Annotated in this window: 21 protein-coding genes and 1 pseudogene; 10 read left to right on the forward strand and 12 right to left on the reverse strand. The window is 67.7% G+C overall.

Features of this window, described 5'->3' with window-relative positions; genetic code table 11:
* Positions 1 to 2: 2 nt before the first annotated feature.
* From MRAB57_RS15600 to MRAB57_RS15625, 6 genes are all read right to left on the reverse strand, one after another.
* The gene (locus tag MRAB57_RS15600) at positions 3 to 941 is read right to left on the reverse strand and encodes an NAD-dependent epimerase/dehydratase family protein (RefSeq protein WP_077088148.1); all 939 of its coding nucleotides are present in this window, start codon (positions 939 to 941) and stop codon (positions 3 to 5) included.
* Positions 942 to 977: 36 nt separating this feature from the next.
* A complete protein-coding gene (locus MRAB57_RS15605; RefSeq protein WP_173813940.1) occupies positions 978 to 2021 on the reverse strand; it encodes a glycosyltransferase in 1044 nt (347 codons plus the stop codon).
* 28 nt (positions 2022 to 2049) lie between these two features.
* Entirely contained in the window at positions 2050 to 3510 is a 1461-nt protein-coding gene (locus MRAB57_RS15610) for an oligosaccharide flippase family protein (protein WP_077088150.1), read from the reverse strand.
* Positions 3511 to 3514: 4 nt separating this feature from the next.
* A complete protein-coding gene (locus MRAB57_RS15615) occupies positions 3515 to 5095 on the reverse strand; it encodes a sugar transferase (RefSeq protein WP_083743432.1) in 1581 nt (526 codons plus the stop codon).
* Between the two features lie 140 nt (positions 5096 to 5235).
* Positions 5236 to 5799: a dTDP-4-dehydrorhamnose 3,5-epimerase family protein gene (locus tag MRAB57_RS15620; protein WP_077088152.1), complete on the reverse strand. Its 564-nt coding sequence runs from the start codon at positions 5797 to 5799 to the stop codon at positions 5236 to 5238.
* A 178-nt stretch (positions 5800 to 5977) separates the two neighbouring features.
* Positions 5978 to 7165: a PPE family protein gene (locus tag MRAB57_RS15625; protein ID WP_077088153.1), complete on the reverse strand. Its 1188-nt coding sequence runs from the start codon at positions 7163 to 7165 to the stop codon at positions 5978 to 5980.
* Between the two features lie 378 nt (positions 7166 to 7543).
* Between MRAB57_RS15625 and MRAB57_RS15630 the strand changes: the two genes are divergently transcribed.
* The 3 genes from MRAB57_RS15630 (at position 7544) to MRAB57_RS15640 (ending at position 11132) form a co-directional block, all read left to right on the forward strand.
* Entirely contained in the window at positions 7544 to 8221 is a 678-nt protein-coding gene (locus MRAB57_RS15630) for a TetR/AcrR family transcriptional regulator (protein WP_077088154.1), read from the forward strand.
* Between the two features lie 142 nt (positions 8222 to 8363).
* Positions 8364 to 9074 carry a TetR/AcrR family transcriptional regulator gene (locus MRAB57_RS15635; RefSeq protein ID WP_077088156.1) on the forward strand — a complete coding sequence of 237 codons (711 nt, stop codon included), beginning with the start codon at positions 8364 to 8366 and terminating at the stop codon, positions 9072 to 9074.
* A 51-nt stretch (positions 9075 to 9125) separates the two neighbouring features.
* Complete coding sequence (locus MRAB57_RS15640) at positions 9126 to 11132, forward strand: hypothetical protein (protein ID WP_077088157.1); 2007 nt, start codon at positions 9126 to 9128, stop codon at positions 11130 to 11132.
* 31 nt (positions 11133 to 11163) lie between these two features.
* Here MRAB57_RS15640 and MRAB57_RS15645 read toward each other — a convergent pair whose 3' ends face one another.
* Positions 11164 to 11529, reverse strand: a complete 366-nt coding sequence (locus MRAB57_RS15645; RefSeq protein WP_077088158.1) for a PAS domain S-box protein — start codon at positions 11527 to 11529, stop codon at positions 11164 to 11166.
* Between the two features lie 123 nt (positions 11530 to 11652).
* Complete coding sequence (gene metG / locus MRAB57_RS15650; RefSeq protein ID WP_077088159.1) at positions 11653 to 13209, reverse strand: methionine--tRNA ligase; 1557 nt, start codon at positions 13207 to 13209, stop codon at positions 11653 to 11655.
* Between the two features lie 18 nt (positions 13210 to 13227).
* Between metG and MRAB57_RS15655 the strand changes: the two genes are divergently transcribed.
* The 5 genes from MRAB57_RS15655 (at position 13228) to MRAB57_RS15675 (ending at position 19242) form a co-directional block, all read left to right on the forward strand.
* Positions 13228 to 14088 (forward strand): TatD family hydrolase, encoded by an 861-nt coding sequence (locus tag MRAB57_RS15655; RefSeq protein WP_077088160.1) that lies wholly within the window; start codon positions 13228 to 13230, stop codon positions 14086 to 14088.
* 143 nt (positions 14089 to 14231) lie between these two features.
* Positions 14232 to 15359 (forward strand): resuscitation-promoting factor, encoded by a 1128-nt coding sequence (locus tag MRAB57_RS15660; RefSeq protein ID WP_216823745.1) that lies wholly within the window; start codon positions 14232 to 14234, stop codon positions 15357 to 15359.
* On the forward strand, positions 15323 to 16288 hold the full coding sequence (gene rsmA, locus MRAB57_RS15665) for a 16S rRNA (adenine(1518)-N(6)/adenine(1519)-N(6))-dimethyltransferase RsmA (protein ID WP_077088162.1): 966 nt from the start codon (positions 15323 to 15325) through the stop codon (positions 16286 to 16288). The genes MRAB57_RS15660 and rsmA overlap by 37 nt, the downstream gene beginning before the upstream one ends.
* A gap of 67 nt (positions 16289 to 16355) precedes the next feature.
* Positions 16356 to 17330, forward strand: a complete 975-nt coding sequence (locus MRAB57_RS15670; protein WP_077088163.1) for a 4-(cytidine 5'-diphospho)-2-C-methyl-D-erythritol kinase — start codon at positions 16356 to 16358, stop codon at positions 17328 to 17330.
* Positions 17331 to 17607: 277 nt separating this feature from the next.
* On the forward strand, positions 17608 to 19242 hold the full coding sequence (locus MRAB57_RS15675; protein ID WP_077090618.1) for a fatty acyl-AMP ligase: 1635 nt from the start codon (positions 17608 to 17610) through the stop codon (positions 19240 to 19242).
* Between the two features lie 4 nt (positions 19243 to 19246).
* Here the strand turns inward: MRAB57_RS15675 and MRAB57_RS15680 are convergent, their stop codons facing one another.
* Complete coding sequence (locus tag MRAB57_RS15680) at positions 19247 to 20509, reverse strand: amidohydrolase family protein (protein WP_077088164.1); 1263 nt, start codon at positions 20507 to 20509, stop codon at positions 19247 to 19249.
* A 25-nt stretch (positions 20510 to 20534) separates the two neighbouring features.
* Here MRAB57_RS15680 and MRAB57_RS15685 point away from each other — a divergent pair, with 25 nt between their 5' ends.
* Positions 20535 to 21392, forward strand: coding sequence for an AraC family transcriptional regulator (locus MRAB57_RS15685; protein ID WP_077088166.1), 858 nt, complete (start codon positions 20535 to 20537; stop codon positions 21390 to 21392).
* Here MRAB57_RS15685 and pth read toward each other — a convergent pair.
* The 3 genes from pth to MRAB57_RS15700 form a co-directional block, all read right to left on the reverse strand.
* Positions 21357 to 21932 (reverse strand): aminoacyl-tRNA hydrolase, encoded by a 576-nt coding sequence (gene pth, locus MRAB57_RS15690; protein WP_077088167.1) that lies wholly within the window; start codon positions 21930 to 21932, stop codon positions 21357 to 21359. The two genes, MRAB57_RS15685 and pth, sit on opposite strands and share 36 nt — an antisense overlap.
* 12 nt (positions 21933 to 21944) lie before the next feature.
* A complete protein-coding gene (locus MRAB57_RS15695; protein ID WP_077088168.1) occupies positions 21945 to 22613 on the reverse strand; it encodes a 50S ribosomal protein L25/general stress protein Ctc in 669 nt (222 codons plus the stop codon).
* 233 nt (positions 22614 to 22846) lie between these two features.
* A complete protein-coding gene (locus tag MRAB57_RS15700) occupies positions 22847 to 23716 on the reverse strand; it encodes an oxidoreductase (RefSeq protein ID WP_077088169.1) in 870 nt (289 codons plus the stop codon).
* A 112-nt stretch (positions 23717 to 23828) separates the two neighbouring features.
* Here MRAB57_RS15700 and MRAB57_RS15705 point away from each other — a divergent pair.
* Positions 23829 to 25160 (forward strand): annotated as a pseudogene (locus MRAB57_RS15705) (ATP-binding protein); the annotation flags it as partial.
* Positions 25161 to 25202: the final 42 nt, after the last annotated feature.

Raw genomic sequence — 25202 nt, forward strand, 5'->3', positions numbered from 1 at the left:
TCTCAGAGCTTGATGTCGGGGTACTCGGCGAAGATCTTGCGGGCAGTGTCCTGGTTGAACGTGTCGGCCGCGCGGCCGACCGTGCGGCGCAGCCGTTGGGTGTCCGGGCACAGGAACGGCCGGTCGTTGGGGCGTTGGCGTTCGGGCACCGACCTGAATTCAACCTCGAACGGCAGCACCGAGGTGAGGATGTCCAGGGCTTCGCGAACCTCGACAGCCTTGCCGGATCCGATATTGAGTATCTCCAGCCCTTCCACCTTCGAGACGGCGTCGAGGATGACGGAGCCCATCGAGTCGACGTCCACGTAATCGCGCAGCGGCCAAAGGTTTCCGACCTCCACTTCGCGCTTGCCCTCCTGCGTGATCTGGCGGGTGACCTCCGCGAGCAGGTGTGGATTGGTTTCGCGCGGCCCCGCGGCGTTGAACAACCGCCCGATCAGCAAGGTGCGAAAGCATTCCTGGGATTCGTAGTAGCGCATGCACATCTGCTCGGCCAGGAACTTGGTGTGGCCGTAGACGTACACGGGCCCGGTCGGGTCGACTTCCTTGTGGGGCACGAAGTTCGGGGGATAGACGTCACCGGTGGATGCCAAGAAGAAGTCCTGTACCCCGTACCGGCGCGAACACTCCAGCATGTTGAGCGTGCCGTTGACGTTCAGGTCGTACGCCTCGTAGATGTGCTCCTGGCACCACGGGACGAAGTGCTGGGCCGCCAGGTGAATAACGGTCTGCGGCTTGACTTCCCGGAAGGTCTGATCGCAGGCATCGGTGTCCAGGATGCTGCGCTGCAACAGTATCGGCCTGCGGGTCGCGTTCTGCCACCGGTCTTTGCCGAGGGAAAGATCGTCGAAAATGACGACGTCCTCACCGCGCTCCAGCAGCGAGTTGACGACCGCTGAGCCGATGAAACCGCAACCACCGGTGACCAGGTACCTGCCCATGCCTCTATCCCAATCCTTTTCCGTCAAGCGTGGCCGTCAACGCCGCACCGCCAGCACGTCGGTGATCACGTCCAGGAAGCGCTCCGCGACAATGTCGACGGCGCAATGGAGTTGGTAATGGCGCGCCGCGCTGGCTCCGTGCCGTTCGGCGGTGGCCGGGTCGGCCAGCACGTCGAAGGCGGCGGCCAGCCCGGCGACGTCGTCGACGCCGATCGGTGGGCACTCCGGCGGTTGGTACTCGGGCGGGCCGCCTTCTGTCGACACGATCGGCATGACGCCCAGATGCATGGACAGCACCTGCACGCCGCTTTGCGTCGCACGCCGGTAGTGGGCGATCGAGCCCTTGGCGGCCGCCAGGGTGCTGACGACGTCGGAGTAGCGGTAGCCGCCCCGGCGCCACTGCGTGTGCGCCGGGAGGCTGTCGGCGTCGAGCGCGCCGTCGCCGATCAGGATGAGCTTGTCGCCGCGCCAGCCGCCGCCGTCGACGTGTTGCCGCCAGGCCGCCAGCACCACGTCGACGTTCTTGTAGGGGTTGAGCCGGCCGAACATGACGAAGTCGTGGCGCCCTGCGGCGCCCACGAACGGGGGGACGCGATTCAGGTCCAGGTCGCTGGCCAGCGGGACGACATACGTTGGCGTGCCTGCCACGTCGCGCCGTGTCGCGACCGCGTTGGCGACATAGTCGCAATAGGCGATCGTGGCCGCCGAGCGTGCGCCCCACCGGTCGAGCACCGCAAGCTCGTAGGACGGCAGCGCCTCGCCGGGGTCGTGCGGGCGGTCGTCGTGGATCACCTGGATGCGTGGCGTCCGCCCGGCGAGCGCGATCCAGCGCGGATCGCGGACCTGTTCGGCGATCACGACGTCGGGCCGGAACTTGCGGACGCGGCCCCAGCCCTTGAGCGTCGGGGGCCAGGTCGCGGCGGTGAGAAACCTTGGCTCGAGCACCAATTCGTAGTCGCGGGCGGCGTCCGACTCCGGGTGCCGGTCGGAGGTGATCAGCAGCACGTCCGCCCCGTGCCGGATCAGCGCTTCGGACTGCACCCGCACCGCCGGCCGCGTCCAGGGCGAAAGCCAAAGCACCCGAGGAGAATTCATGCGGCGTTGCCGATCACGCCAGCTGCTTCCCGCGCAACGACGCCAGCGAGGACCAGGTGAGCGGGCCGAACGCCGCGCTGGTGGCCAGGTAAGCGGCGACGGCGGCCAGCAGAGTCAAGACCACGTGCTGGCCCGAGAGCAGCAGTGTCACCGCGACACTCGCGGCCGTCGGTATCAGCACCCGCAGTAAGAACACCACCGGCGTACGGTAACCGCACCTGCGCTGCAGCCACCAGCTACTGAACAGCATGTTGAAAAATTCCGTGCATACCAACGCAATGCCGGGGCCGACGGCGCCCAGTCGGCCGTCCAGGCCCACGTTGAGCGCGACGTTGACCACGAGGGTGGCGAACGTCAACCAGAGCAAGACGTTTTGGTGATGGCTGGCAACCAGGCCCTGGCCCAGCGTGCCGCCGACGAAACGCAGCGCCGCCGCAACGAACAGCAGCGCCAGGGTCGGCGTCCCGCGTGCGACGAACGCCTGGTCCCCGAAGAGCGCGATCAGCGGGCCGGCCAGCAGTACCCCGACGACCGCGACCGGGACGGCCACGAAATACATGAGTTCCACACTGCGGCGCAGGAAGTTGGCGAAGGCGGCGACGTCACGCGCGTAGAGTTCGGTGCCCGTCGACAGCGTCGACTTGAGGAACACCAGCGACACCACGATGGTGTTGAACGCGATCGTCAGCGCCAGGCCGTACACGCCGACCTCGGAGTGCGTGCTGAGCAAGGACAGGATCACGCCGTCGGCACGGGTGTAGAGGATCCCGACGACCAGAAAACCGATGAGCGGCAAGGTTTCCCGCAACAGGTCCGCGGCCTCGCGCAGGGCGAAGACCGGCCGCACCGAGATGTGCCGCATCGCCGCGGCGCCCTGGATCAGCAACTGCACGGCCGGCGGGATGAGCTGTGCCACCGCGAACCAGATGACGTTCGCGTGCGCGGAGACCAGGTAGGCGACCATGCCCAGGGTGGCCGCCCGGGCGGTGACGTCGGAGATCGCCACCGCGGAGAAGCGGACGGTGGCCAGAAACACCGGCTCAAAGCGTGTCGTCATGGTCTGCAAGAGCAGGCCCCCGGACAGCACCACGAGCATCACTCGCACGTCGAAGTCGCGATAGACGAGCAACCCGGACCCGGCGGCCAGCGCCGCGAGCGGGACGCAGTAGATCAGGGCCATACCGCTGTTGACCCGCACCAAGCGCTCCAGGTCGCCGTGGCCGGAGGTCACGCGCCGCACGATCACGGTGGCGACCCCGAGATCGGCGAAGCTGTTCCACATCCCCACGAATGCGACCGCCATGGTGAGCTGGCCGTAGGGTCCCGGGCCCAGATAGCGGGCGCTCATCGCGACCGAAACGACCGAGGCAAGCATGCCGACGGCCCGGCAGATCAACTGGATCGAGAACGCGTGCGCCAGCCGCGACAGCGGCACCGATGGGACGACCGCACCAGGTGCCGTCGGCTCAGTCACGGACCTAGTATGCGCCGTGGCTCGTCAAAACCGCCTTCACCGTCTTGGCGACGATCACGAGATCACCCGACATCGACCAGTTGTCGACGTAGGACAGGTCCAACCGGACCGACTCGTCCCAGGACAGGTCCGAGCGACCGCTTACCTGCCACAGGCCGCTGACACCGGGCTTCACCAATAGCCGCCGCCTGACGTCCACTTCGTAGTTGTCGACCTCGCGCTGCAACGGCGGCCGCGGTCCGACGACGCTCATATCGCCCTTGACCACGTTGAGGAATTGCGGCAGTTCGTCGATGCTGAAGCGGCGCAGGATCTTGCCGACGCGCGTGATGCGGGGGTCGTCGCGCATCTTGAACAGCATGCCGCCGACGGACTCGTTCAACGTCAACAGGTTTTCGACCTGGGTGTCCGCGCCGTTGGTCATTGTCCGGAACTTGAACATCTTGAAGGGCTTGCCATCGATGCCGATGCGCTCGGACGGGTAGAAGACCGGGCCCCGGCTGGTCAGCTTGATGGCCAGGGCGGACGAAATCAGCAGCGGCGACGTCGCGATCAGGGCCGCCAGCGAGAAGCAGAAATCGAAGATCTGCTTCTGGAAGCGCTTCGTCCCTTCGTATTGCGGCTTCTCGACGTGCAGCAGGGGCAGTCCGGCGGTCAGCCGCAGCGCCAGTCGCGCCTGCGTCATGTCCATCACGCCGGGCGACACCACCAGGTCGACGTCGGTCTTCTCGAGCTGCCACATCAGCTCTCGAAGTCCGTGCATCCCAAAGTGATCCGTCTGCGCCACGGCCACGGTGTCCGCACCGCAGCTCCCGAGCCCGGCGGCCACATATGTCTCGTCACCGAGAACCGGTACCTCGCGTCCGCCGATCGTGATGACGTTGCCGCGGGGCGGTCCGTAGCCGGGGATGCAGACACCGACCACGACGCAGCCGGCCATCGGGGCGCGGGCCATCTCGTGCGCGAGGTGAGAGACCGACTCGCGGTCCCCGATCGCCAAAACCCTTGTCTGGCAACCACCGTGGACCCGCTTGCGGGCGATGTGCTGACGCCACAGGTGGCGGCTCACGATCAATCCCAGTGTGCCGGCGGGAAGGGCGATCGCCAGGTAACCGCGGGCCAGGTCGATCTTGGCGAGCAACGTTCCCATCGCGATGATCCCGAAGGTCCAGAACGTCGCGCTGCCGATGCGGCGGTACTCGTCGATGCCCGATCCGATGATTCGCGTTGAGCGCGTTTGGAATACGGCCAACGACGACAGCCACAGCGCGGCGAAGAGGCAGGAGAACAGCGTCATCACCGCGTCCGAGTAGCCGGACGTGTTCGCGATTTCGCCGAATCGAACGTACTGGGCCAGCAGCACCGACGCGACGACGATCAGCGAGTCGCTGAGGCGCAGCTGCTGCGAGTACTGGTACTGCCAGCGCCGCACCGCGCCGGCGGGCGTGGGCACCGGTACCGCTACCGGCGAACCGTTGCCTTCTTCGTGCGGGAACAGGATCACGTTGGCCTGCTTCTGCTGGTTCGGTCGCCGGTTAGTCCGCGAGGGTATTCCGGGCGGCGCGGTACATGTCGGTGCGCTCATTGGCCGATCCCCTCGCGTAGTAACCCGTAGCCAAGCTGATCATGTTGCGGCCGAGGACTATCCGCGTCGCGACGCGGTGCTGCATCTGTTGAGTCATGGCCGGCCATTGACTCGCTCGATCCGCAATGTCGCGACGCCGGTCACCATGACGCGGCGCTCTCGATCGCCTTCAGCTCGTGTGGCTGCGAAGGCAGGCCGGCGTCCTCCTCGGACATGACGGTCACCGGCAGCGGCCACACGATCCCGAATTCTGGGTCGTTCCAGCGGTATCCCTGCTCGAAAGCCGGCATATGCTCACCGCTGATCTGGTAGCTGACTTCGGTTTCGTCGGCCAGGGTTTGGAATCCGTGTGCGACGTACGGCGGAAGGAACAGCGTCCGGTTGTTGTCGGGATTCAACTCGATCATCAGGTGTTCGCCGAACGTCTGCGATTCGGGGCGGACGTCCACCGTGACGGAGGCGATGGCGCCGCGGGTGCAGCGCACCAGCCTGGCCTCGGCGTACGGGGGGATCTGACGGTGCAGACCGCGAACCGTGCCGCGGGTGTAGCTGAAGATGTTGTTCGTCTGCGTGACATCGAAAATCAGCCCATGGTCCGCGAAGTCGCGGGCGGAGAACGAGCGCGAGACGAAGCCGCGGTGATCGCGTTCCGGCTCGAGCTCGATGATCGTTACCCCCGCGATCTTGGTGGCCGTGTACCTCACTTGCCGCTCCTTCCAGAACGGGGGCTGTCAACCGCGGCGCAGGTGCCGGCCGGGCTGGGCCACATGCCGGCAGCGGAGATCAGGAGGAGGCCGCCCACCGACTGCGCCGTGTGTAGCAGGTGAGAAACGTGGGGCAGCTGGATTCGGGGAGCCCGCCGTGTTCCGGTCATGCGCTGGCCTACACGTATCCGGCGGCGAGCGGGCGGGACATGATGGTGGGGACGATCCCGTAGCGGGGTGTGGACAGGGGGCGCGTCGTCGAGCCGGTCATCGGCAGGCCGCCCATCATGCTCGGCGGCATCGTCGCGCTGGCGAGCGTGGCGGCGTGCGGCAATGCACTGGCGGCCGTGCTCGCGGCCGGGATGATGCTGGTCCAGCCTGCCGGAACCGAGATCGGGCCCAGCGAGGCCGCGCTGCCGAGGCTGCCGAAGATGCCGGCCCCGATCCGTCCGAGCGAGCCGGCGCCGGCCGCCGCACCCGACGCGGCGGATCCCGCTGCCGAGGCGGCCCCGTTGGCCGCGTTGGCCGCCGCGCTCATCAAGCCCTGGCCCGTCTGGGCCATGCCGAGGATGGAGGACATCCCGTACAACGGGGTCCCGGCCGCCATCAGGTAGCTAGGAATGGAGCTGGGCACGCTGGACGCCAAGCTGCTCATCAGGCTCGACGTGGCCGAGTCGGTCGTGGTGGCCGCGGTGTTCGCACCGGCGTTGGTGCCGCCGGTCGCCATGTTTTGCAGAGTGCCGGGAACCTGCTGCGTCACGTTCTGCAGCGCCGCCTTCTGGATCCCCGAGATGCCGGTGGAGCGCCCGACCACGTCTGCCTGCTGCGCCGCCCCGTTCGGGTTGGCGACCTGCGGCGCGTCGGTGTAGCCGGTCATCTGCGTGGCCTCGGCCGACCCCGCGGCGTAGGCGTACATCGCCGCGGCGTCCTGCGCCCACATCTCGGCGTATGCGGCCTCGCAAGCCGCGATCGCGACGGAGTTCTGGCCGAGGAAGTTGGTGGCGATCAGGTTCGCGAGCAGCGTCCGGTTGGCGAAAACCGCCGGCGGCGGCACGGTCGCGATGTAGGCGGCTTCATAGATCTCAACGGCGAGCTGGGCCTGGCCTGCGGTCTCCGCGGCCCGCCCGGCGAGCCCGGTCATCCACGCCGCATAGGGACCGAAGGCGGTGGCCATCGTCAGCGACGTGGGGCCCATCCACCGTCCGGCCACCAGGCCGGAGATCACGGAGCGGTACGAGGCGGCGACGCTCTGCAGTTCGGCGGCGAGGTTGCCCCAGGCCACCGCGGCGCCCATCAACGATCCCGGGCCGGGGCCCGCATACATCCTGGTGGAGTTGATTTCCGGACACAGCGCACCGAAGTCCATGAGTGTCAGACCCCCGCCCGTGCGCTGGCGTCAGTCGCACGATACCCCTGTTCTTGCATTCGGCTATCATACATACTTTTCGTATGGAGTGAAGTGATACGCCTTACAGAAAGTATATTTCTATTTCCGGCGGACGCGGGGCCCGCCAGCTGCCCCGATAACCGGGGTCTACCTGGGGAGATGAATTCGATTGACACCTGTTACACGCCTGAGGCCCGATGACGCAGTAGTCTCAGTAGATGCACTGTTGCGCCCGACCTGTCAGCCGAGGTCTTGCGCCCGTGGGCACCTCCCGCTGGCTGTGACCACGGTGAACTCAGAGATTGCGACGCTGCGTCGCGATTACCCGACGCTAGGCAAAAGAGCCTTTCAAACCCGATGAAAAATCCTCCGACCGGCGGACGAGCGGATACCACGCGCAGGCAAATCCTGCTCGCTGCGGCCCAGCAGTTTGCTCAGCGCGCCTACCACGATGTCGGTCTCGACGACATCCTCGCCCAGGCCGAGCTCACCAAGGGCGCGATGTATTTCCACTTCCGTTCCAAGCACGCGCTCGCGATGGCGATCATCGACGAACACATATTGATGAGTAACGCCGCGTTCGACGAGCTGATAGCGCGAAAGCTCTCCGGCCTGGAAACCCTGATCGATTCGGCGTTCGTGGTCGCCGTCATGGACCTCGAGGAGGACCTGACCCGAGCGGGAATGCACCTGGTCGAAGCGGTCGGGCGTGTCGAGGCCCTGCACGAGAAGCTGTTGGGCAGCTGGATCGATGTCCTGGCCTCCGCCGTCGAGGATGCGATTGCCGAGGGTGACCTGGCCGAAGACTGCTCCCCGCAGGATGTCGGGCGCCTCGTCGTGTCGGTGTACATGGGTCTGCGGCAGACCAGCGATCTCAACAGCCCGGAGCGGTTCCTGCGCGATCTGGAGAAGAGCTGGGTTTTGCTGCTGACCGGAATTCTGCAGCCGGACCGGGCCGATTACTTCAAGCAATTCATCACCCGGCGCACCGCGCGGGCGATCAGCGCGGCGTCGGCGACCCCGGCGCCCGATTGACCCGGCAGGGAAGATTGAAGCGGAAATGCACGGGACTCCGGCGCGCCTATTGTTAGGCTCGACGTCCTGACCAGTAAGTATTGATGACGTCGAAGGCCGGAAATCTGAGCGGACCGACATCAACCGGGGAGGTGCAAGGACGATGGCTCGCCAGGTTCGATCCGAGGTAACCCGGCGAAAGATCCTCGACGCCGCGATCGACGTCTTCGGCGAGGTCGGCTACGCGGCCGCCGGCTGGAACGCCATCGTCGAGCGCACGGGCATGACGAAGGGCGCCCTGTACCACCACTTCGACGCGAAGGAGCCGCTGGCCTCGGCGATTATCGACGAGGGTGCGGAGACCCTGCTGGTGGCGTTCCGCCACGCGTGCGGGCCGGGATCGCCCGGCTTCGAGAACATGATCCACGGCACGTTTGCGGTGCTCAACGTCCTCAGCACGGACAGGGTGGCCGCCGCGGCCGAGCAGCTCGCCGCCGCCCTGGGCGGCTTCAACGATTCGTCCTCGCTCTTCTACACGAACTGGGTGGTGGAGATGACCGCCGAGGCCCAACGGGCGATCGCCGAAGGGGACCTCCGCGAGGATCTCGACCCCGAGGCGGTCAGCAGGTCGGTCGTCGGCACCATGTTCGGGGCGCGATTGCTGGCCAACGCGATATCCAGGCGCGACGTGAACCAGGATCCGCCCATCGACCTCACCACGCGCCTGAGTCAGCTCTGGGAGTTGCTGCTGCCCGGCATCGCGTCGGAGGGATCGCTGTCCTATCTGCGGCAATTCCTTGCCCGCGAAGTGCTCCGCCATGCCCGTCCCGACGCCGCGCGCACCGGGACCGATGCCGCGCCCGACGGCGAGTAGGCCGCCGTGTCAGGCGCGTCCGGACGTCATTTCCGATCGCGTACCGAAAGAATGCATACTGTTCCCGTGATGTACCGGAGGTATGTGAGCAGGGTTATAGCGCTGGCGGGCGTGATCGGGTTTCTGACCCTGAGCGCGCCGCCGTCGTGGGGCGCGCCGTCCGACTCCGGTACCTCGGCCGACTCGACGACGCTGTCGCTGGCCGACGTCGGGTCCGCGCCCATGCTGGAGTTCTGGGGCGTGACGAGCTCGCAGCAGCTGACGGTGCCGGTCCTGCACGGATTGGTGCCGAGCACGTTCAACGCGACGGTCGAGCTGCCGATCAACCTGCGGTCCGGAACGATGACGGTGACGCAGGACCAGCGCTCGCTGGCGCGGCTGAACCTGCCCGCCACCGATCAGACGCCGATCGTGATCCCGCTAGCCGGGGCCGAGGTGCACGACAACTGGCTGACCGTGACGCTGCGTACCTATCTGGCGCCGCAAGAGAACCAGTGCTTGTACCCGTGGAGCCCGTTGCGCCTACTCAACGGGACGATCACCTACACCGGGGCGGAACAGGCGCCGACCACGGTGGCCCACTTCCTGCCGCCGGTCCTGCACAAGCTGACCATCTTCGTGCCGCCCTCGCCGTCGACGGCCGAGTCCGATACGGCGATCCAACTGGCCACCTCCGCGGCCGAGCACTACGGCAGGCAGGTTCCCGAGATCACGGTGAACCCGCTGCCCGAGGGGCAGTCGGGGCCGCCGACGGGGCCGGGACCGCTGGAACGGCAGATCGTCGTCAAGGAGGGGCCGGACAGCGGGCTCATCCTGCAGGGCTCTCCCAACGCGCCGTGGCTGTTGATCTCGGGGCCGCTCAACCGCGCCGACGAAACCGACATCGCCGTGTTGTTCAGCGACCTGTCGCAGTTGGCGCTGGCGCCCAAGGCTTCGGCGGAGGCGCTGAAGCCGATCGTGCACTTTCCCGGCAACTCCACCACGATACGTGACCTAGGGCAGCCGTTCGCCAACGCCACGTCGTTGCAGCCGCGGGTCTCGATCGGCTTGGACCAGACCAGGTTTGGTCGATCCATCCACTCGGTGCGGGTGCATCTGCAGGGGTCCTACACCCCGACACCACCCAACGTCGGTGGGCAGGTTGAGGTTTTGGTCGGCGAGGAGACCATCGATCACTGGCCGACCGACGGCGGGGGCACCATCGATCGCTGGGTGGACGTCCCCGATCGGCTGCTGCAGCGCTACACCAATGTGGACGTGTTGCTCGACGTCGCGGCCAACATCGGACACTGCGGCGACTTCTACACCGCGGGCAACGGCAACCAGATGCTGACCCTGAAGATCAACGGCGACACCACGATTCAGAGCGGTCCCGCCGCGCCGCCGGTGCCCGACGGCATGCAATCGATGCCGCAAGCGCTGATGCCCCGCGTTCAGGTCGGCATCGAGCCACATTCCTTCGGTGACACGTGGCGCGCCGCCCAGATCATGGTGGGCCTGCAGCGGATCAGCCCGATACCGATCGAGACGACGGTCACGACCGTGCAGCAGGCGATCGACTCGTCGAACCCGGCGGTCGTGATCTCGCCGGATGGCTGGAACCACGGCGAGGTCGTGCTCCCGGTGTCCGCCGGGTCCAGCGGGCCCATCACGGTCAACGCCTTCTCGTCCGGCGGTAAGCCCACCAGGATCACCCTGGATCCGGCGATGCATTTCGCCTCTCTCCAAACGGTTTTCACGCGCAACCGCTCACTGCTCGTCGCGACATCCAACGGGGCGTCCATTCAGCTCGACGAGCTGCTGCGGTGGCTCAACAGCGACAATAAGCACTGGCAGCGGCTCAAGGGCGTCGCCGTGGTGGCCGCGCCGGGACAAGACCCGGTGACCGTCGAGCACGCGCCGGTAATCGGTGCCGCCCAGGCCGCGGCGGCGGGGACCCACTCGGACAACGGCTGGCTCTGGTGGTTCGGTGCCGCCTGGCTCGGCGTGGCCGTGCTCGGCGGGGGAGTGATCCTGTTCCGCAGCCGGCGCCTGTTGCGGATACGGCGCAAGAGCTAGCGTCGCGCCGCGGCCCCTGGGGCCGGGCGGGCTACCGCTCTTCTTCCCAGAGGTCTTCGGTCAGATCCTGGAAGGCCGCGAGCGCGAACCGGTCGTCGGCGCGCATGCCGGCCGACTTGCTCATCAGCGCGCGCACCACCGAACCATCCTTGTGCGCTAGCTCGACGACCTCGTTCGCCAGGGCCTGGACGACCGAGAGCAGCGAATCCGAGACCTCCGTCTGATGATGGAAAAGCTCTTCGAATCGCAGCGCCAGGACCTCGTCCTGCTCGTAGCCCACCATTTCGGCGAACGCGGTGTTGGTGAACAGGACGCTGCCGTCATGCCCGATTGCCAACACGGGAACCGGAATGCGCTCCAGCACCACCAGTGCCGGGAGCTGTTTCAAGGTCGTCATGGGCGACTGGGTCTGTTGCCGAGTGCGTCGTCGTTCCACGAGCCGATTATGTCCTATGCCAGAGGCTATGCCGGACACATATTCTCGGTGGCGATGAGTGACCATCGGTCACTTCGCTTCCCCTCACTCGGATTCGGTGGTCGGCTGGTAGCGCGGGAACACCCCGGCCGGCGGCGGCAGCGGCGTCCCGGGGGACAGCCGGGCGCCGATGGCGCCGAAATCCCGCTGCTCGTCGGTCTGGCCGAGCAGGTCGAGCAGCTTGCCTGCCGAATCGGGCATTACGGGCGTAACCAGCAGGGCCGCAATGCGGACGGCCTCGCAGGTGACGTAGAGGACGGTGCGGAACCGCACCTGGTCCGCCTCGGATTCGCTCTTGCGCAACACCCACGGCTGCTGCGCCGAGAAATACCGGTTGGCCTCGCCCAGCATCAGCCAGATCGCTTCCAGCGCCAGGTGCATCGCCTGCTCGTCGAAGCTCGCGCGCACCCGCTCCAACAACCCGTCGGCGGTCTTGAGTAGCCCGGCATCGTCGGCCGTGAACTCGCCGGGTTCGGGCACCACCCCGTCGAGGTTCTTGGCGATCATCGACAGCGACCGCTGCGCCAGGTTCCCCAACTCGTTGGCCAGATCGGTGTTGATCCGGTTGATGATGGCCTCTTCGCTGTAGCTGCCGTCCTGGCCGAACGGCACCTCGCGCAGCAGGAAGTAGCGCAGCTGGTCCACGCCGAACGAGTCGGCCAGCGCCACCGGGTCGATGGTGTTGCCCACCGACTTGCTCATCTTCTCGCCGCGGTTGTGCAGGAACCCGTGCGCGAAAACCCTTCGCGGAAGCTCGATTCCGGCCGACATCAGAAACGCCGGCCAGTACACCGCGTGGAACCGGATGATGTCCTTGCCGATCATGTGCAGATCGGCGGGCCAGTAACGGCGGAACAAGTCCGAGTCGGTGTCGGGGAACCCGGCGCCGGTGAGGTAGTTCGTCAGCGCGTCGACCCAGACGTACATGACGTGGTCGGGATGCCCGGGCACCTGCACGCCCCAGTCGAACGTGGTGCGCGAGATCGAGAAATCGGTGAGCCCGCCGGAGACGAAGCTGACCACCTCGTTGCGGCGCACGTCGGGTCCGATGAAGCCGGGATTGGCCTCGTAGTGGGCCAGCAGCTTGTCGGCGTACGCCGAGAGCCGGAAGAAGTAGGTCTGCTCCTTCTCGCTCCAGGTCACCGGCGCGCCCGTTTCGGTGGCGATGCGGGTGCCGTCGACCACCTCGGTCTCCGAGTCGGTGAAGTACCGCTCGTCGCGCACCGAGTACCACCCGGAATAGGTCGCCAGATAGATGTCCCCGGCCGCCTCCATGCGCCGCCAGATCTCCTTGGACGCCTCGTGGTGGTCGGGGTCGGTGGTGCGGATGAAACGGTCGAACGAGATGTTGAGGGCTTCCTGCATGCGTTGGAACACATCGGAATTGCGCCGGGCCAGCTCGGCGGTCGGCACCCCGGCGGCGGCCGCGGTCTCGGCGACCTTCTGGCCGTGCTCGTCGGTTCCGGTCAGGAAGCGCACGTCGAAGCCGTCGAGCCGCTTGAAGCGGGCGATCGCGTCGGTGGCGACGTATTCGTAGGCGTGACCCACGTGCGGCGCACCGTTTGGATACGCGATCGCAGTGGTGACGTAATAGGGCCTCATCGGGATTCACCCTATTGTGTGCGCGTGAGCTCCAGCCGACCTGGTAAACGAGAAGCCCCGCCCGCTCCGGAATCCTTGGCGCCCCTGATCGACGCGCACACCCACCTCGACGCGTGCGGTGCCCACGACGCCGACGGAGTGACGGCCATCGTGGACCGCGCCGCGGCCGTCGGGGTGGGCGCGGTCGTCACCATCGCCGACGATCTGGACTCGGCGCGCTGGGTGACTCAAGCCGCCGACTGGGACCCGCGCGTGTACGCCGCGGTGGCGCTGCACCCGACCCGCACGGACGCCCTCGACGACGCGGCCCGGGCCGAGATCGAGCGGCTGGCCGCCCATCCCCGCGTCGTGGCCGTCGGCGAGACCGGGATGGACATGTACTGGCCCGGCAAGCTGGACGGCTGCGCCGCGCCCGATGTGCAGCGGGAGGCCTTCGCGTGGCACATCGACCTGGCCAAGCGGATCGGCAAGCCGCTGATGATCCACAACCGGGAGGCCGACGCCGAGGTGCTCGACGTCCTGCGCGCCGAGGGAGCCCCGGACACCGTGATCTTCCACTGCTTCTCGTCGGATAGCGCCATGGCCCGCGCGTGCGTCGACGCCGGCTGGATCATCAGTCTGTCCGGGACGGTGAGCTTCCGGAACGCCCGCGAGCTGCGCGAGGCCGTGTCGCTGATCCCGGCCGAGCAGCTGCTGGTGGAGACCGACGCGCCCTTTTTGACACCGCATCCTTATCGTGGCGCGCCTAACGAGCCATATTGCCTTCCATATACTGTGCGGGCGATCGCTGAACTGGTCGATCGCCCGGCAGCGGAGCTGGCGCGGATCACTACGCAGAACGCCCAGCGGGTCTACGGACTGGCCGCCACGGACGGGTGATTTGCACGACACCTTCGTGGCAGAGTTGCCCACGCTTGACCGGTTCGTTACCGTCTTGTGATCGAATCGTTGGTTTATTGAACTGTTGTCGAAACTTGCTGGGTAGGTCGTTAAGTGGTTGCTGAGCTCGGGATATGCGCGCGTTGACTGTACTGAATAGGCTTCATCAGACCCCGTCACCTATGTTGCGGCTCGTAGCTTGTGGGCTGCTTTTGGTTCTCGCTTTTGCCGGCGGCTTCGCCGTCTCGGTATCCAAGACCGTCACGCTGACCGTCGACGGCATCGCGATGCGCGTGACCACGATGAAATCCCGCGTGATCGACATCGTCCAGGAGAACGGCTACGTCGTCGACGGCCGTGACGACCTGTACCCCGCGGGCGACGTGCAGGTCCGCGACACCGACAAGATCGTGCTGCGCCGCAGCCGGCCGCTGCAGATCTCGCTCGACGGCCAGGACACCAAGCAGGTGTGGACGACCGCGTCGACCGTGGACGAGGCGCTGGCCCAGCTCGCGATGACCGACACCGCCCCCGCCGCCGCCTCGCGCGGCAGCCGCGTCCCGCTGGCGGGCATGGCCTTGCCGGTCGTCAGCGCCAAGACCGTCCAGATCAATGACGGTGGCACCATCCGGATGGTGCACCTGCCTGCTCCCAACGTCGCGGGGCTGCTGAGCGCCGCGGGCGTGCCGCTGCAGGAAAGCGACACCGTGCAGCCCGCCGCGACCACGCCGATCACCGACGGCATGCAGGTCCAGGTGACGCGCAACCGCATCGAGCGGGTCACCCAGCGGGTGCCGCTGCCGCCGAACTCCCGCCGGGTCGAGGACCCGGACATGAACATGAGCCGCCAGGTCGTCGAGGACGCGGGTAGCCCGGGCACCCAGGACGTGACCTACGCGGTCGCCCTGGTCAACGGTGTCGAGACGGGCCGCCTGCCCGTCGCCAACGTCGTGATCGCGCCGGCCCGCGAATCCTTGGTCCGGGTGGGCACCAAGCCCGGCACCGAGGTGCCTGCCGTGAGCGACGGTTCCATCTGGGACTCCATCGCGGGCTGTGAGGCCGGCGGCAACTGGGCGATCAACACCGGCAACGGCTACTACGGCGGCGTGCAGTTCGACCAGGGCACCTGGGAGCGCAACGGCGGCCTGCGGTTCGCCTCGCGTGCCGACCTCGCCAGCCGTGAGGAGCAGATCACCGTTGCGGAGGTGACGCGGGAGCGTCAGGGTTGGGGAGCGTGGCCGGTGTGCAGCGGAAGAGCTGGGGCGCGCTGACCATCCAGCTGCTCGGGCGCACCGAGATCAGGCGGCTGGCCAAAGAACTTGATTTACGGCCCCGGAAATCGCTCGGCCAGAATTTCGTTCACGACGCGAACACGGTGCGACGGGTGGTTGCCGCCTCCGGAGTCGGCCGCGGCGATCACGTCCTTGAGGTTGGTCCCGGTCTGGGGTCGTTGACGCTGGCGCTGCTCGACCGCGGCGCCACCGTCACCGCCGTCGAAATCGACCCGGTGCTGGCCGCCCGCCTGCCGCAGACCGTCACCGAGCATTCCCACAGCGCCGTCCAGCGGCTCACGGTGTGCCAGCACGACGTCTTGACGCTGCGCCGCGACGAGGTGGCCTCTGAACCTGCCCAAGCGCCCACGGCGGTGGTGGCCAACCTGCCCTACAACGTCGCCGTCCCGGCGCTGCTGCACCTGCTCGCGGAATTTCCGTCCATCCAGACCGTGACGGTGATGGTGCAGGCCGAGGTCGCCGAGCGACTGGCCGCCGAGCCCGGCGGCAAGGAGTACGGCGTGCCCAGCGTCAAGGTGCGTTTCTTCGGGCGGGTGCGCCGCTGCGGCACGGTGTCCCCGACGGTGTTCTGGCCGATTCCGCGCGTCTACTCCGGCCTGGTCCGCATCGACCGGTACGCGACGTCGCCCTGGCCCGCCGACGCGGATTTCCGGCGGCAGGTGTTCGCGCTCATCGACATCGCATTTGCCCAGCGCCGCAAGACTTCTCGCAATGCCTTCCTGCAGTGGGCGGGTTCGGGCAACGAGTCGGCGAGCCGGCTGCTGGCCGCCAGCATCGATCCGGCCCGCCGCGGTGAGACGTTGTCGATCGACGATTTCGTGCGCCTGTTGCAGCGGTCCCAGGAGCAGGTCGGCGGCGCCGCGCCGGCCGACCCGGGGCCCAGCGCCGCCGCGGCCCCGGCGACCTGAGCTCGGCGGCGGTGCGTGTCTTGGGCGCGCCGCAGCGATAGTCTGCTGCGGTGGCGGTGGTTGGCTGATGTCTGACGGCAGCACCGCTACGCAGTGGGTGCCCACCGGGGCAGTCACCGTTCGGGTGCCCGGGAAAGTCAACCTTCACCTAGAAGTCGGTGACCGGCGCGAGGACGGCTATCACGAGCTGACGACGGTGTTCCACGCCGTTTCGCTGCTCGACGAGGTGACCGTGCGCAACGCCGACGTGCTGTCGCTCGAGCTGGTAGGCGAGGGCGCCGAGACGCTGCCCACCGACGAGCGCAACCTCGCCTGGAAGGCCGCCGAGCTGCTGGCCGAGCACGTGGGCCGGGCGCCGGACGTGTCGATCCTGATCGACAAGTCGATCCCGGTGGCCGGCGGAATGGCGGGCGGCAGCGCCGATGCGGCCGCGGTGTTGGTGGCGATGAACTCGCTGTGGGAACTCAGCCTGCCCCGCCGCGATGTGCGCGCGCTGGCCGAGCAGTTGGGCAGCGACGTGCCGTTCGCCTTGCACGGCGGCACCGCGCTGGGCACCGGCCGCGGCGAGGAGCTGGCAACCGTCTTGTCCCGCAACACCTTTCATTGGGTATTGGCGTTCGCCGACAGCGGGCTGCTGACTCCGGCCGTGTTTGCCGAGCTGGACCGGCTCCGGGAGGACGCGGACCCGCCCCGGCTGGAGGAACCCGGGCCCGTGCTGGCCGCCCTGGCCGCGGGCGATCCGCAGCAGCTGGCGCCGCTGCTGGGCAACGAATTGGAGGCGGCCGCGCTGAGCCTGGATCCCGCGCTGCGGCGCACCCTGGGCGCCGGCGTGGAGGCGGGCGCCCTGGCGGGCATCGTGTCGGGCTCGGGCCCGACGTGCGCGTTTCTGTGCACGTCGGCGGTGTCGGCGGCCGATGTGGGCACCCGACTGTCCGAGGCGGGGGTCTGTCGCACGGTGCGGGTCGCCAGCGGGCCGGTGCCCGGAGCCCGCGTGGTGCCGACCCCCATGACTCCCGATGATCAGGGCTTGAACGGGGTGTGACGTCGGACTCAACACGCGCGGGAGTTTGGTGGTTACTTAAGAGGAGCTTAAGATACTTCGCGGTGACTATCGGTGTTGAGCAGCAGCACGTGGATACGTCGTCCGCCAGGCGCCCCGGCGGACGGCTAGTCCCTGGGGGCCGCGTCGCCCAGCAATCTTCCTTTCGAGACCTAATCGCTGCCCAACTGTGCTCGCGCGCCTGCTACACACTGTCGCCCGGCAGGCGGAACATGAGATTTCTAGCCTTGGGGCAACCACCGGAACCGAGGAGGGTTTGGTGAGCAGGTTTACCGACAAGATGTTCCATAACGCCCGCACCGCGACGACGGGCATGGTGACAGGTGAACCCCACGAACCCGTCCGCCACACCTGGGGCGAGGTCCACGAGCGCGCGCGCCGCATTGCGGGCGGCCTGGCCGCCGCCGGCATCGGCCTTGGCGACGCGGTCGGCGTGCTGGCCGGCTTCCCCGTCGAGATCGCCCCGACGGCGCAGGGCCTGTGGATGCGCGGCGCCAGCCTGACCATGCTGCACCAGCCCACGCCGCGTACCGACCTGGCCGTGTGGGCCGAGGACACCATGACCGTCATCGGCATGATCGAGGCCAAGGCCGTCATCGTGTCCGAGCCCTTCCTGGTGGCCATCCCGGTGCTCGAGGAAAAGAACATCAAGGTCCTCACCGTCGCCGACCTGCTGGCCGCGGATCCGATCGACCCCATCGAGGTCGGCGAGGACGACCTGGCGCTGATGCAGCTGACGTCCGGCTCGACCGGGTCGCCCAAGGCCGTGCAGATCACCCACCGCAACATCCACTCCAACGCCGAGGCGATGTTCATCGGCGCCGAGTACGACATCAACAAAGACGTCATGGTCAGCTGGCTGCCCTGCTTCCACGACATGGGCATGGTCGGCTTCCTGACCATCCCGATGTACTTCGGCGCCGAGCTGGTCAAGGTCACGCCGATGGACTTCCTGCGCGACACCCTGCTGTGGGCCAAGCTGATCGACAAGTACAAGGGCACCATGACCGCGGCGCCCAACTTCGCCTACGCGTTGCTGGCCAAGCGGCTGCGCCGCCAGGCCAAGCCGGGCGACTTCGACCTGTCGACGCTGCGCTTCGCGCTGTCGGGCGCCGAGCCCGTCGAGCCCGCCGACGTCGAGGACCTGCTCGACGCGGGCAAGCCGTTCGGCCTGCAGTCCTCGGCGATCCTGCCGGCCTACGGCATGGCGGAAACCACACTGGCCGTGTCGTTTTCGGAGTGCAACGCCGGTCTGGTCGTCGACGAGGTGGACGCCGACCTGCTGGCCGCGCTGCGCCGCGCCGTGCCGGCCGCCAAGGGCAACACCCGCCGGCTGGCCACGCTGGGCCCGCTGCTCAAGGACCTCGAGGCCCGCATCATCGACGACGACGGCAGCGTGCTGCCGCCGCGCGCCGTCGGTGTCATCGAGCTGCGCGGCGAATCGCTGACCCCCGGCTACCTCACGATGGGCGGCTTCCTGCCGGCCCAGGACGAGCACGGCTGGTACGACACCGGAGACCTCGGCTACCTCACCGAGGAGGGCCACATCGTGGTCTGCGGCCGGGTCAAAGACGTCATCATCATGGCCGGCCGCAACATCTACCCGACCGACATCGAGCGGGCCGCCGGCCGCGTCAAGGGCGTGCGCCCGGGCTGCGCCGTCGCCGTCCGGCTCGACGCCGGGCACTCGCGGGAGACCTTCGCCGTGGCCGTCGAGTCGAACGCCTTCGAAGACCCCGCCGAGGTGCGCCGCATCGAGCACCAGGTGGCGCACGAGGTCGTCAGCGAGGTCGACGTGCGGCCGCGCAACGTCGTGGTGCTCGGCCCCGGGACCATCCCGAAGACGCCGTCGGGCAAGCTGCGCCGGGCGAACTCCGTCACCCTGGTTACGTAGCCGTTCAGGCCCCGGCGAGCTGCTTCTGCTCGTAGAGCCGCGCCCATTCCTTGCGGGGGCGGATCGACACGTCGACGTCGCTGCCCTTGGCGCGCAACGCTTTAACGTTGGCCTGCTCGCGCGGCGTGCGGGCGAACGGGTCCCAGGTGAAGAAGTTGCAGGCGTTGGCCCAGGTGATCTTGTTGATGTCGGTGTCGTCGGCGCCGGCGGCGTTCAGCTCGGCCAGCACCTGCTCGGGGGCGTCGGGCCAGAAGCAGTCCGAGTGCGGGTAGTCGCATTCCCAGGCGATGATGTCGATGCCGATCTCGTGGCGCAGCTTCAGCGAGGTCTTGTCGGTGACGTAGCAGGCCAGCGAGTGCTCGCGGAACACGTCGGACGGCAGTTGAGAGCCAAAGTCCCGCCGCAGCCACTTCTGGTTGGTGTAGTGCCGGTCGCTGCGATCGAGGTAGAACGGGATCCAGCCGATGCCGCCCTCGGAGAAGGCGAACTTCAGGTCGGGGTAGTTGCGCATCGCCGGGCCCCACAGCAGGTCCTGCGCACACATCGCCGAGATCTGGGTGGCCAGGATGATCATGTTGTCGATCGGCGCGTTGGGCGCCATGCTGATCGCCCCGAAGCCGGTGCCGATGTGCAGGCACATCACCACGTTCTCCTCGGACAGCGTGCGGAACACCGGGCCCCAGTAGTCCTCGTCGTGGTAGCTCGGCAGCCCTTCCAGGTGCGGCAGTTCCGGCATGGTGACCGCCCGGCAGCCCTTGGCGGCCACGCGGCGGATCTCGGCGCACATCCCCTCGGGGGTCCAGGTCGGCAGGATCGCGATCGGGATGAAGCGGTCCGGGTAGGTGCCGGCCCACTCGTCGATGTGCCAGTCGTTGTAGGCCGACACCATCACCAGGGTGACGTCCTCGCGCGTCATGTTGAGGTGACGGGCCGAAAAGCCGGTGAACGTCGGGAAGCACATCGACGCGAGGATGCCGTTGCGGTTCATGTCGCGGACGCGCTCGTGGATGTCGTAGACGCCGGGCCGCATCTCCGCGAAGCCGGCGGGGTCGCGGCCCCACTCCTCGGCCGGCCACGACACCACCGCGTTGAGTCCGCTGACGCCCTGCGGCCGGCCCTGGTACATCCACTGGTCCACGCCCTTGTCGTCGGTGACGACGATGGGTGCCTCCTCCTTGTACTTGGCGGGCACGTGGCGCAGGAACATGTCCGGCGGCTCCACGACGTGGTCGTCGATGCTCACCAGGATCAGGTCGTCGATGTCCATGCCTCAACTTGTACCCTGGACACTCGTGACCGTCTCCGCATCTTCGGCCAAAGTTTTATCTCGATCGGCCAACCCGGCGAACGTCAGCCAGGTCGAGCTGCGCCGCGGCGGGCGCGCCCTGGCCGGCAGCTACCTCTACGAGGGGGATCGGCTGGTCACCGGCTGGCATTCGCACGATCTGCACCAGATTCAGTACGCGATCGGCGGGGTGGTCGAGGTCGAGACCGCCGCCGCCCACTACCTGCTGCCGCCACAACAGGCGGCCTGGATGCCGGTCGGGCTGGAACACCAGGCGACGATGACACCCGACGTCCGCAGCGTCGCGGTGATGTTCGATCCCGCGCTGCTGCCCGAGGTCGACAGCCGAGCGCGCATCCTGGCCGTGTCGCCGTTGATTCGCCAGATGATGATCTATGCGCTGCGCTGGCCGATCGGCCGGGCCGAAAGCGACCCGGTCTCCGACGGCTTCTTCCAGACGCTCGGGCACCTGGTTTTCGAGGCGCTGGATCACGAGGCGCCGCTGAGCCTGCCGACGTCGACCAATCCGATCGTCGCCGCCGCGATGGCCTACACCAAGGCGAACCTGGCGACGGCGACCGCCGCGGACGTCAGTCGCGCCGTTGCGGTCTCGGAGCGCACGCTGCGGCGCCAGTTCGACGAGGCGATTGGGATGTCTTGGCGCACTTACCTTTTGCATGCACGCATGCTGCGCGCGATGGCCCTGCTGGCCGCCCCGGGGCAAGCGGTACACCAGGCCGCCACGGCGGTCGGCTTCGACAGCCTGAGCGCGTTCACTCGCGCGTTCACCCAGTTCTGCGGCGAAACCCCGTCGGCGTACCGCAAGCGCCTACCAGGTGTGGACGACGTTCTGGGCGGGTTCTAGGCCCAGTTCTATCATCAGCTCGGTGGCGTCGGCGGCCTGCTCGCAGACGGTGGGGATCTCGGCGCGCTCGGCGGCGGTGAAGTTCTCCAGCACGAACGCGGCGGGGTCCTTGCGGCCGGGCGGGCGCCCGATCCCGATGCGCACCCGCTGAAAGTCCTTGGTGCTCAACGCGGATGCCACCGAGCGCAGCCCGTTGTGCCCGCCCTCGCCGCCGCCGATCTTGAGCCGGACGCGGCCGAACTCGAGATCCAGATCGTCATGGATGACGATGACGTCGGCGGGGGCGACGGAGTAGAACTTGGCCAGCGGCCCGACCTGGCGGCCGGACTCGTTCATGTAGCAGCGCGGCTTGGCCAACACCACCGAACGCCCGGCCAGCCGGCCGCTGGCGATCTCGGCGCCGGAACGCTTGTGCGCCTTGAACTTTGAACCCAGCCTGCCGGCAAGCAGATCGGCCACCATGAACCCGACGTTGTGCCGGGTGCGGGCGTAGTTGTCTCCGGGGTTGCCCAGGCCGACCACCAGTAGCGGTTCGGCCACGTCGCGAGCCGCCTACTCGGACTCGTCGGCAGCGGCTTCGCCTTCGGCCTCGCCGCCCTCTTCGTCGGTCGCTTCCCCTTCGGCCGTCTCGCCCTCTTCGCCGGCGCCCTCTTCCTCGAGGTCCTCGGCGGTCGGGGCGTTGACGACGTTGACCACCAGCAACTCGGGGTCGGAGATCAGGTTGACGCCCTTGGGCAGCTCGATCTGTCCGGCGGTGAACTGGGTGCCCGGCTCGGCGCCCTCGACCGACACGGTGAGGTGCTCGGGGATCGACATGGCCTCGGCCTCGATCTCGATCGTGTTGGTGTCCTGGGTGACCAGGGTGTCGGGGCCGGCCTGGCCGTCGACGATGACGTTGACCTCGACGACGACCTTCTCGCCGCGGCGCACGATCACCAGGTCGGCGTGCTGGATGCTGCGGCGGATCGGGTGGATGTCGAGCGCCTTGGTCAGTGCCAGCTGCTCCTTGCCGTCGATGTCCAGGGTCAGCACGGCGTTGGTGCCGGAGTTCCGCAGCACGGCCGCGTAGTCGTGGGCCGGCAATTCCAGGTGCTGGGGGTCGGCGCCGTGGCCGTAGAGGACGGCGGGAACCTTGCCGTCGCGGCGGGCACGACGGGACGCGCCTTTACCGGTCTCGGTTCGCACCCCGGCCTTGAGTTGATTGACTGCCGACTTGGCCATCTGTATCGCTCCTGTGTGCTCGGTACCTAGTTCTTGGCACGGCCAGGATCGCGACAGTATGTCGGTCTCCGTCGATAACGGTGCTGGCTGATTCGCCTGCCACCCTCGCCGTGACGCCCGGTCAGGTTAGCGCATCGGCGCCTTGGAGTGGAAATTCGCGCGGGCCTGCGTCGAGCGTGAAGCCAGGTTCACGTTCGATGCCGAATGTGAAACCAGCTTCACGTTCGCGCAGCTCAGAACGGGAATTGGGTCTTGGTGAGCTGCTCGGACAGCTGCCAGAGCGCGGCGCCGGTCGGCGCGTCCTTGGCCGCCGGGCTGCGGCCCACCGCCTGCGTGCGGCCGAGGCTGCCGAACCGCGGCCCGATGAAGGTGTTGCCCGGGATGTCCTGGGACGCCGCGTACAGCGTCTGGCGGGCGCCAAAGTCGGCGTTGGTGGCGAACACGCTGGTGGCCGCTGACATCAGGGTGTCGCTGAGCTGGCGCCCGGTCGCGCCCTGCAGGTTGGTGTGCGAGTAGCCGGGGTGGGCCGCGACCGCGCGCAGCGGCGAGCCGGCCGCGGCGAGGCGGCGTTGCAACTCGCTGGTGAACAGCAGGTTGGCCAGCTTGGACTGGGCGTAGGCGAGCCACGGCCGGTAGCGCCGCTTCTTCCAGTTGAGGTCGTCGAGGCTGATGCGCCCGGGCAGGTGCGCCATCGACGAAACCGCCACGACGCGGTCGGTGAGCTTGGGCAGCAGCAGGTTGGTCAGCGCGAAATGGCCGAGGTGGTTGGTGCCGATCTGGCTCTCGAAGCCGTCGATCGTCTCCGCGTACGGCACGGCCATCACGCCGGCGTTGTTGATCAGGACGTCTGCCTTATCGACGCCGTCGGCGAATTCCCGGACCGACGACAGGTTCTGCAGGTCGAGCTCGCGCACCTCGACCTGGCCGCGCATGTCCCGGGCGGCGGCGTGGCCCTTCTGCGTGTTGCGGACGGCCATGATGATCGTGGCGCCGTTGCTCGCCAGCTCGCGGGCCGTGATCGCGCCCAGCCCGCTGTTCGCGCCGGTGATGATCACGGTGCGCCCGGCGAACGACGGCAGGTCTGCGGCGGTCCAGTCAGTCATGGCTGACAACACTAATGAACCTGCGGGTCTGCGCGTTGGCTGCGGCAACCTCGCGCGCCCGCCAACGCGGATCTGCGCCATATCGCCGATGTTTTGCTTCACGCGCGCCGCGATGCTGACTAACATGAGCCAACACGCGGAGATTCCACCGTTAACCTGGAGCGATTTGGGTGTGGGCGATTTGCTGCCGACCGGAACAGTGACATTGCTGCTGGCCGATGTCGAGGGCTCGACGCGGCTGTGGGAGACCCAGCCCGAGAAGATGACGATCGCACTCGCGGAGTTGAACCGCGCCGTGGACCAGGCGGTTCCGGCCTTCGGCGGGGTGCGCCCGGTCGAGCAGGGCGAGGGCGACAGCTTCGTGGCCGCCTTCGCCCGCGCGTCCGACGCGGTGGCGTGCGCGCTGGCGCTGCAGCGGGCGCCACTGGCGCCGATCAAGCTGCGCCTCGGGCTGCACACCGGTGAGGTCCAGTTGCGTGACGACGCCAACTACGCGGGCCCGACGATCAACCGGACGGCGCGGCTGCGCGACCTCGGCCACGGCGGGCAGACGCTGCTGTCGGGAGTCACCGAATCGCTGGTTGCCGATCGGCTGCCGGACGGGGCGTGGCTGGCCGACCTGGGCAGCTACCCGCTGCGTGACCTGCCGCGCCCGGAGCGGGTGGTGCAGTTGTGCCATCCCGACGTGTGCAACGAGTTTCCGCCCCTTCGGGTCCGCACCGTCGTTGTGTCGCACAACCTTCCCGCGCAGCTGACGAGTTTCGTTGGGCGCCAAGCCGAAATGGCCGAGTTGCAAAGTCTGGTGGCGGACAACCGGTTGGTGACGTTGACCGGGGCCGGCGGCGCGGGCAAGACGCGGTTGGCCGTCGAACTCACCGCCCAAGTCCTCGGTGAGTTCGGTGATGGCGTTTGGTATGTCGACTTGGCTCCGATCACCATCCCGGATGTCATGCCGGTGACGGTGGCGCGCACGCTCGGTCTGCCGGATCAGCCGGGCCGTTCCACGATGGAACTGCTGGTGCGGTTCTTCGGCGAGAAGACGATGTTGCTGGTGCTGGACAACTGCGAGCATCTGCTCGATGTGTGCGGATCGCTTGTCGTCGAGTTGCTCGCCGCCTGCCCGCATTTGACGATTCTGGCGACCAGCCGAGAGCCCCTGGGTGTGCCGGGCGAGCTGAGCTGGCGGGTGCCGTCATTGCCGCTCGCGGATCAGGCGATCGAGTTGTTCGCCGACCGCGCCCGGCGCGCTCGACCGAATTTCGTTGTGGGCGAAGACAACACCGAGCTAGTGCGCGAGATCTGCGAGCGTCTCGACGGCATACCGTTGGCGATTGAGCTCGACGCGGCGCGGGTTCGGGCGCTGTCGCTGCCACAGATTTTGGGTAGCCTCCCCTGCCCAGGTGGTGTGGAGTCGGGAAATCTCCGAGTCGACGGCCGCCGTCAATTCCTCGGCGCGATGATTGAACTGCTTCAACCGGTCCGCGAA

Source organism: Mycobacterium rhizamassiliense, from assembly GCF_900157375.1.
Classification (GTDB): domain Bacteria; phylum Actinomycetota; class Actinomycetes; order Mycobacteriales; family Mycobacteriaceae; genus Mycobacterium; species Mycobacterium rhizamassiliense.